This window comes from Streptomyces katrae, assembly GCF_000966975.1.
Classification (GTDB): domain Bacteria; phylum Actinomycetota; class Actinomycetes; order Streptomycetales; family Streptomycetaceae; genus Streptomyces; species Streptomyces katrae.
Genome location: NZ_JZWV01000900.1, coordinates 1 through 6,837 on the forward strand (window position 1 = coordinate 1; position 6,837 = coordinate 6,837).

At 68.8% G+C, this 6,837-nt stretch carries 6 protein-coding genes and 1 pseudogene; 6 read left to right on the forward strand and 1 reads right to left on the reverse strand.

What is annotated here, in order from left to right:
• Positions 1 to 68: 68 nt before the first annotated feature.
• Together VR44_RS49235 and VR44_RS29110 are read left to right on the forward strand one after the other, a co-directional pair.
• Positions 69 to 521, forward strand: coding sequence for an Imm21 family immunity protein (locus VR44_RS49235; protein WP_094191989.1), 453 nt, complete (start codon positions 69 to 71; stop codon positions 519 to 521).
• Positions 522 to 2,052: 1,531 nt separating this feature from the next.
• Entirely contained in the window at positions 2,053 to 2,523 is a 471-nt protein-coding gene (locus tag VR44_RS29110; protein ID WP_045950600.1) for an RICIN domain-containing protein, read from the forward strand.
• Positions 2,524 to 3,779: 1,256 nt separating this feature from the next.
• Here VR44_RS29110 and VR44_RS29115 read toward each other — a convergent pair.
• Positions 3,780 to 4,772 carry a GlxA family transcriptional regulator gene (locus VR44_RS29115; RefSeq protein WP_045950601.1) on the reverse strand — a complete coding sequence of 331 codons (993 nt, stop codon included), beginning with the start codon at positions 4,770 to 4,772 and terminating at the stop codon, positions 3,780 to 3,782.
• A gap of 52 nt (positions 4,773 to 4,824) precedes the next feature.
• On the opposite strand from VR44_RS29115, the gene VR44_RS29120 reads away from it, so the two are divergent.
• The 4 genes and pseudogenes from VR44_RS29120 to VR44_RS45365 all read left to right on the forward strand — a co-directional run.
• Positions 4,825 to 5,223 carry a cupin domain-containing protein gene (locus tag VR44_RS29120; protein ID WP_045950602.1) on the forward strand — a complete coding sequence of 133 codons (399 nt, stop codon included), beginning with the start codon at positions 4,825 to 4,827 and terminating at the stop codon, positions 5,221 to 5,223.
• A gap of 226 nt (positions 5,224 to 5,449) precedes the next feature.
• Positions 5,450 to 5,983 (forward strand): CbrC family protein, encoded by a 534-nt coding sequence (locus VR44_RS29125; RefSeq protein WP_045950603.1) that lies wholly within the window; start codon positions 5,450 to 5,452, stop codon positions 5,981 to 5,983.
• A 227-nt stretch (positions 5,984 to 6,210) separates the two neighbouring features.
• A complete protein-coding gene (locus VR44_RS29130) occupies positions 6,211 to 6,603 on the forward strand; it encodes a hypothetical protein (protein ID WP_045950604.1) in 393 nt (130 codons plus the stop codon).
• Between the two features lie 18 nt (positions 6,604 to 6,621).
• Positions 6,622 to 6,837: pseudogene (locus tag VR44_RS45365) on the forward strand (hypothetical protein); the annotation flags it as partial.

A 6,837-nucleotide genomic window follows, 5' to 3' on the forward strand; every position in this document is an offset into this window, starting at 1 on the left:
GCCCTGTCCGACCTGATCCGACCCGTACGCCGGCGCGACCGAACGGAACTCGTGAAGGTGGCGGCCGCATGACCTTGAGATGGCTGGAGACGGAGGGCGGCCCGTTCGTCGTGGTCCCACACACCTGGCTGCCGCACTGGTCGAGAAAGGTGGGCGCGTACGACCGGGCCTGCGCGGTGATGGATTTCGTCGGAGTCTTCGCACTGCCTGGCGGGGCCGAGGCACTGGTCCTCGAGGACGAACCACTCCCTACGGCCTACCCCCCTGAGTATCAGGTCCTCGTCCGCTGGTGCTACGCGGAGAGCGAGGATGGTGTCGCCGACATCATCCGGGCAGGCCTTCCCGCCGCCGAGTGGGAGGAAGGCCCGACCTGCACTGAATACTTCCGGTACTTCCGGTGCCTTCGTGATGTTCGACGCCGCCTACGGAGGCACCGAGGCCGGGACACTCACGGACAGCGCCGTCCTCGGACTCGCCGGTGGCCCCTACCGGGTGGATTCGGCAAGCACCGACCCCGATGACCTGAGGTCCTTTCGCATGCACCGATTCGCCGAGATGGCCTGACTCCGAGGGTGCAGGGCTTTTGGGGCACCACTGCCGGGTCGCTGAAGCCGGATCATTGTGCCTGAGAGTTGGAACCCGGCCCGGTCGGCGAGCGATCTTTTGATCTCCGCTGGGTTCGCCCACGACACCCTCGGGGTGCCGGCAATCCCGTCCATGATGAGGGCGGTTGTCACCGCCTCGAGGCTCCCGCCCTGACATAGGGCTCCCCTCGAGGGTGCTGGGCCCTTCGCTGTACCCGGCGTCTCGGGGTTCCCACACACTCCGCACCTCCGAACTCCACCACATATCTGGCACACCGCTCGCGTCGCTGGGCTGAATTGATCCAGCGAAGGGGTGCCCGGCCGATGCTGCGGCGGCAGGTCAAGGCCTCCGAGGCGAGATCGCCTGCTGATGCGCCGGCGATCACGAGGTCAGCGACGCGTTACACGATGCTGCGCCATGCACGAATGCGGCCGGGCCCTCAGCGTCGCCTCCTGGCCCGTGAGCAAGTCGGTGTGGACGGCGTCCTGGAGGAGGTTGGTGGCCTCCTGCGATGAACGGGGTACTTCCCAGACTGCGGCTTGGTGGTGGCGCTTCAGTTCGGCAGTGCGCTGCAGTGAGTCCAGCCTGCCAGTCGCGAGCAGTGCAGTCGGCGATGTATATCCGTTATGCCGGAATCGGCGATAGTGCTTCAGGAGGAGCCTTCGCCGCTCTAAAATGGCAGGTCAGTTAGTCTGCTCCCCGTGCCCGCGGCCCCTCCCCCCGGGCGTGGAGATGGTCACCCTCCCCCTGCTCCCCGCGCCCGCGGGGATGACCCCGACATGGAAATTGATCAGCAGCGGGCCGTGGTCTGCTCCTCGCGCCCGCAGGGATGACCCCTGGCAGGCGTCCATCCCGCACAGCCTCCCCCCTGCTCACCGCGCCCGCAGGGATGACCCCCACCGAGCCGGACACCAGCGCGGCAAGGACCCCTGCTCCCCGCGCCCGCGGGGATGACCCCGCAGTACACGACCGCAAGCCGGAGCAGTGGGCCTGCTCCCCGCGCCGGCGGGGATGACCCCGCGCACAACCCGGTCCCGCCGGACGACAGCTACTGCTCCCCGCGCCCGCGGGGATGACCCTGAACTCCACGAACACTGCACTGTCGGGGACGTCTGCTCGCCGTGCCCGCAGGGATGACCCTCTGCCTCGCAGCGATAGTTGTCACCTGGCAGCGCAATCTGTCACCGCACGACCGTTCGCCTTCGTCGATGGCCGGCGTCTGTTGTCCTGTCGCAGTGAGCCTGTGGGATTCTCACCGCTTCTCGTTCGTGCTGTCGGATTCTCACTGCATCGCGCGTTGAGTGACGACGTTTGCCCCGTAGGTGGGTTTTGAGCCCGTCCTCCTGGCCCTGGAGGGCGGGGCTTCGTTGTGCGGGGGCTGTCGCACTCGCGCACGCCCCCGTCGTGCCGTGTAGTCGTTTCCCCGCTCCTGGGTAGGTTGCCGTGTACCGACACTGGGGAGGGCACATGCTGAAGAAGATCGCCGCCATGGGGGCGGCTGGTGTGCTGTGCTGGGGACTGAATACGGCTCCGGCGAGCGCGGCGGCCACGATGGAGTACGTGCACATCGAGAGCGTCGCGGACGTGGGTGAGTGCCTGGACTACCGGTCCGACTGGGGGCCGTACACGACGACGTGCAACGAGGGCGCGTACCAGACGTGGCTGATGTCCCCGTACGCGGAGACGGAGACGGAGCTGCGGCAGAATGCCGGGGCGCGGCTGTGTCTGGTGGCGCGCAACGGGGTGCCGGTGATGCGGGACTGTATCGCCGGGGACCAGGCGGCGCTGTGGACGCTGCATGATGGCGGCGGGGCAGGGTGGCAGCTGGTGAACAAGGCGACGAAGACGTGTCTGGTCGCGGGATCCGACGACCATCACCGTGTCGGCATGAACACGTGCTCGACCGGGGGCTCGCGGAGTTGGATCCTGTACACCTGACCATACTGGAGTCGGTCATCCCCTACGACACCACGAGTTCAACCTCGGTAGCCCGGGACCATGATCAGCCTCAGCCACCTTGCACCGTGGTAGGACACCAGGGCACATACCGGAGGTTCTGCCTCCATCGAGAGCGCGATTTCCTCGAAAGCCAGGTGGTCTGAGAATCCGGAGCCGCCGACTTCTCAGACTGCCTGGCATACCGCCAGGTCAACGGCTGGTCAGCTGACAGATGCCCTTCGACAGGACATCTGTACGACGCTCCGGTCACGGACTCGCGCGTATGTCGGCGTGGTGACAACTACGGCTGCCGAACATGCCATTGGTGACAGCAAGCTCGTGCATCTGGTGACAGATGGCGTTGAGATTCCGGCGCGGAGCCGCAGGTCAGCTACTGGCACTGGTGACAACTACCGTTGCGAGGCGCGGACCCCTCACGCCACAGCTCGACGTCGTGGGGGTCCGCCTGCTCCCCGCGCCCGCGGGGATGACCCCCGGATCCCCCCCCGCGCATGCCCTCGCCCTGGCCGGACGGTTCTGCTCTCCGCACCCGCAGGAAACACCGGTAGTCACGGCAACTGGCCGCGGTCCACCCCTGCCGCGGTCGGACCAGCTGGTGCCGCTGCCTCAGCTCCTCCTCGGTCTCCTGGGCAACTGGTTCACCCTGGATCTCCCGTGATTGGGTCCGGCACCGTTGGGCCAGCCGATACATGGGCGTCGGACTGTTTCGCAGGCGACGTGTCGCAATTGCCAAGCCCCCGGGTCACGGACCGGTGGTGCCGCGTCCATCGGGCGGGCCGGCAGTGGAAGCGGCTTGGTCGCCGTGCGAGCGGCTGGGACAGGTCGGGGATTTTAGGTTGGGCGGCTTTCGACATGGCCCCCGCGGCTCCCCGGCGGTGGCCAAGGCTCGCGTCGCATCGACCGCACCCGCGCGGGGGTACGGCTTCAGCCGGTACAGGCATGGGCCGTTGTCGTGCGGGGATGTCCCTCCTTCAAGGGTGAGTGCACCGTTGTGCATGTGCCGGGGGCGGGTCGGGGTCTGAACGAGTGGTGGTGCTGTTTCGCCTTGCCACATCGGCGGCCAAGACGCCTTGCCCGCCGATGGTGATGGCGGACTCCAGGAAAGGGAAGCCGGGAACTCCGCCGCTGCCCTCCAAGCCGTTGCTCGAGGCGATCCCGGCGCGGACCGGCTTTCCTGGCCCCTGCCGGCAGTAGCCGATGGAGCCCGCGCGATTCCCCCCAGAAGATGCCAGACGTCAATGCGCTGCTGGCCCGAACCGGCGCCTATATGCCGACGGCGTGATGCCGGTCTCGCGGCGCATCAGGGTGCGCAGATTGGCGGCGGTGCCGAGGCCGCTGCGCCGTGCTACGACCTCGAACCGGGACTCGCCCCGTTCGATCAAGCGGCACGCCAGGGCCAGCCGTTCCCCCGTGAGCCACGACAGAGGCGTTGTGCCCAGCTGCGCCTGGAAGCGGCGGTGCAGCGTAGCGGGACTGACCGCCGCACGTGCCGCGAGGTCAGACACGGTGAGCGGCGAGTCCAGCCGTTCCTGGGCCCAGGCCATGACCGGTGCCAGGGACTCGTCCGGCAGGTCGGGTACGGGACGCTCCACGAACTGCCGTTGCCCGCCGTCCCGGTGCGCCGCGAAGACCAGGCGCCGGCTCACGGAGTTGGCGATCTCCGCTCCGTGGTCGCGGCGGACCACATGCAACCCGAGATCGAGCGCGGCCGCACTGCCCGCCGCGGTGAGGATGTCGCCGTCATCCACGAACAGCACGTCCGATTCGAGCCGGACCGAGGGGAAGCGGGCCCGGAAGGAATCCGCCCACTGCCAGTGCGCGGTGGCCCGCCGCCCGTCCAGGACTCCGGCCTCTGCCAGGGTGAAGGCGCCGCTGCAGAAGCCGATCAGGCGTGCACCGCGGGCGTGCGCCCGGCGGACGGCGTCGAGTACGGCGGGACGGCGGGGCACTTCGGTGTCCGGGCGGTTGGGGACGATCAGGGTGTCCGCCGAGTCGGCCGCTTCCAGGCCGGCGACTCCCGTGAGCGTGAAGAATCCGTCCCGCATCAGAGTGCGGGGCTCGGGGGCACACAGCCTGAAGTCGTAGAGGTCACGGCCGATCTCCGGTCTGCGCAGGCCGAAGACCTCGGTCGCGCAGCCGAGCTCGAAGGGGTTCGAGTTCTCGTCCACGATCACGACGACCCGGTGTACGGCCGCCGTGTGAGCTGCGTGCGAGGATTCTTTCGGCATGTGCAATTCCTAGCACTCACTGCTGCCGTGCGAAACGGCTCAGGATGAGCCCATGAGCAGCGAACCCATCCTCCTGAGCAAGGCCCTGGCCTCCTTCGACGCCTTGTGGAGCCCCCGCATCGTCACGCGCGTCAACGACTACGACGTCCGCATCGCCAAGGTCGAGGGCGAACACATCTGGCACGCCCACGACGACACCGACGAGTTCTTCCTGGTACTCGACGGCGAACTGCACATCTCCCTGCGCGAGCCCGACGGGGAGCGCACCGTCCTGCTCCCGCAGGGGGCGGTCTTCACCGTCCCCCGAGGCACGGAACACAAGCCGCACGCCCCGTCCGGCGCGGCGATCCTCATGTTCGAACCCACCGGGACGCCGACCGTGGGCGATCGCCACGACGAGGTCCCGGACCACGTCGACTCGACGATCGGACACGCACTCGACAACGCCTGACCCGGCGGGCTTCGGAACGCCCTCAGCCCTCACCCCTTTCCCGCGGTCTGTAAAAGGACACAAGGGCGCACCTATCCCCGGCACCACCCCGCAGTGCAAGCAGCGAGCAGAGAGATGCAGGGAAGAGGGAGGACGAGAGCCGTAACGGCGCTCACGCTCCCGGGCGTCGGGAGACCACCCACGGGCAGGCGCCGGGAACCGCGCATTCGTCAGGCAGAGTGTGTCGATGAGCACCGACCTGCCCTTCTTCCGTTATCACCCGGATCCTCTCGCGACCGGGTCCCTCCGCGCGGCCACTGAGACGTGCGTCTGCTGCAAGCGCGACAGGGGGTGGATCTACACGGCCACCTTCTACACCGCTCGCGATGTAGACGGACGGTTCTGCCCGTGGTGCATCGCGGACGGGAGCGCTGCCGACCGCTTCGCCGGTGAATTCACCGACCCCTACGGGCTCGACGGTGTCGGCGAGGACGTCTTGCACGAGGTCACTCGCCGCACCCCCGGTTTCCACGCCTGGCAGGATCCGCACTGGCTCGTCCACTGCCAGGACGCGGCCGCCTTCGTGGGCGAGGTCGGATACCCCGAGCTGGCGGCGCATCCGGAAGCTCTCGACCAGCTACGGACCGACCTGCGCCTCGACGGCTGGCATGACGAGACCCGGCTTGAGCTCTTCCTGACCAGCTTGGGCCAAGGGGCGACCGCCATGCTCTTCCGCTGCACCGCCTGCGGCACCCACCTCGCCTACGCCGACCCGTCCTGAAGACCGTAAGGGCGGAGCGCTCCCTCCCGCCCCGGGCTGCCGGCCCGGCCCCGTCCGACAGCACTCCGGCGCGGATCAACCACTGTGAAGGCGATGAGGACCCGGGCGAACCGTGCCACTGGGACGTGTCAGTGAGTGAATCTGGTGTCACTGACCTGACTGTTGCTAGCCTCGGTCGCGGAGAGCGCCCGGCCGGTGCCCGGGCCCACCTGGAGGAGCCCGCCCCCATGACCCGCACCCGCCGCAACCTCTGGTTGCACAAGGGGAACTACCGGCGCCTGGCCGACGGCGACACGTTCCTGACCCCCTCGCAACTCCTCGAGCTGCTCCTGACCGGCTACATCGAGGGCCACATCGGAGTCACCGTGCCGGAGCGCGCCTCGCGTGCGCCCGGCCGCGGCCGCGTCGTCGTCGCCCTCGACGACGACGTGTTCGCCCGAGTCGAGGCCGGAGCCGGCGAGGGCCGTACCTCCCTCGTCATCGACACCCTCATCGAGGCGTACCTCGCGGGAGGCATCACCATCACCCTCCACGCCACCACCGACGCCACCCAGCGCGCCGCCACCCTCACCGTCGAACCCGTCGAACCGCCCGCCGAGAACGACGCCGCCGCAGCCTGACCCGGAAGGAGCACCACCGTGAGCGCCCTGCCCCAGCAACACGAGCCCGAGCCCCTGCCCCGTACCGCCAACGCCATCGCCGCCGCCCTGAACCCCACCCGCAAGGGCACCTTCCTCGAGGAACTGCTCGCCGCCCAGGCCGGCGCCGACATGCTCGCAGTGATGGACCGCTGGTACCTGCGGGCCGTCGCCGACTCCACCCGCACCGACGCCGACCGCCCCCAGTCCGCCGCC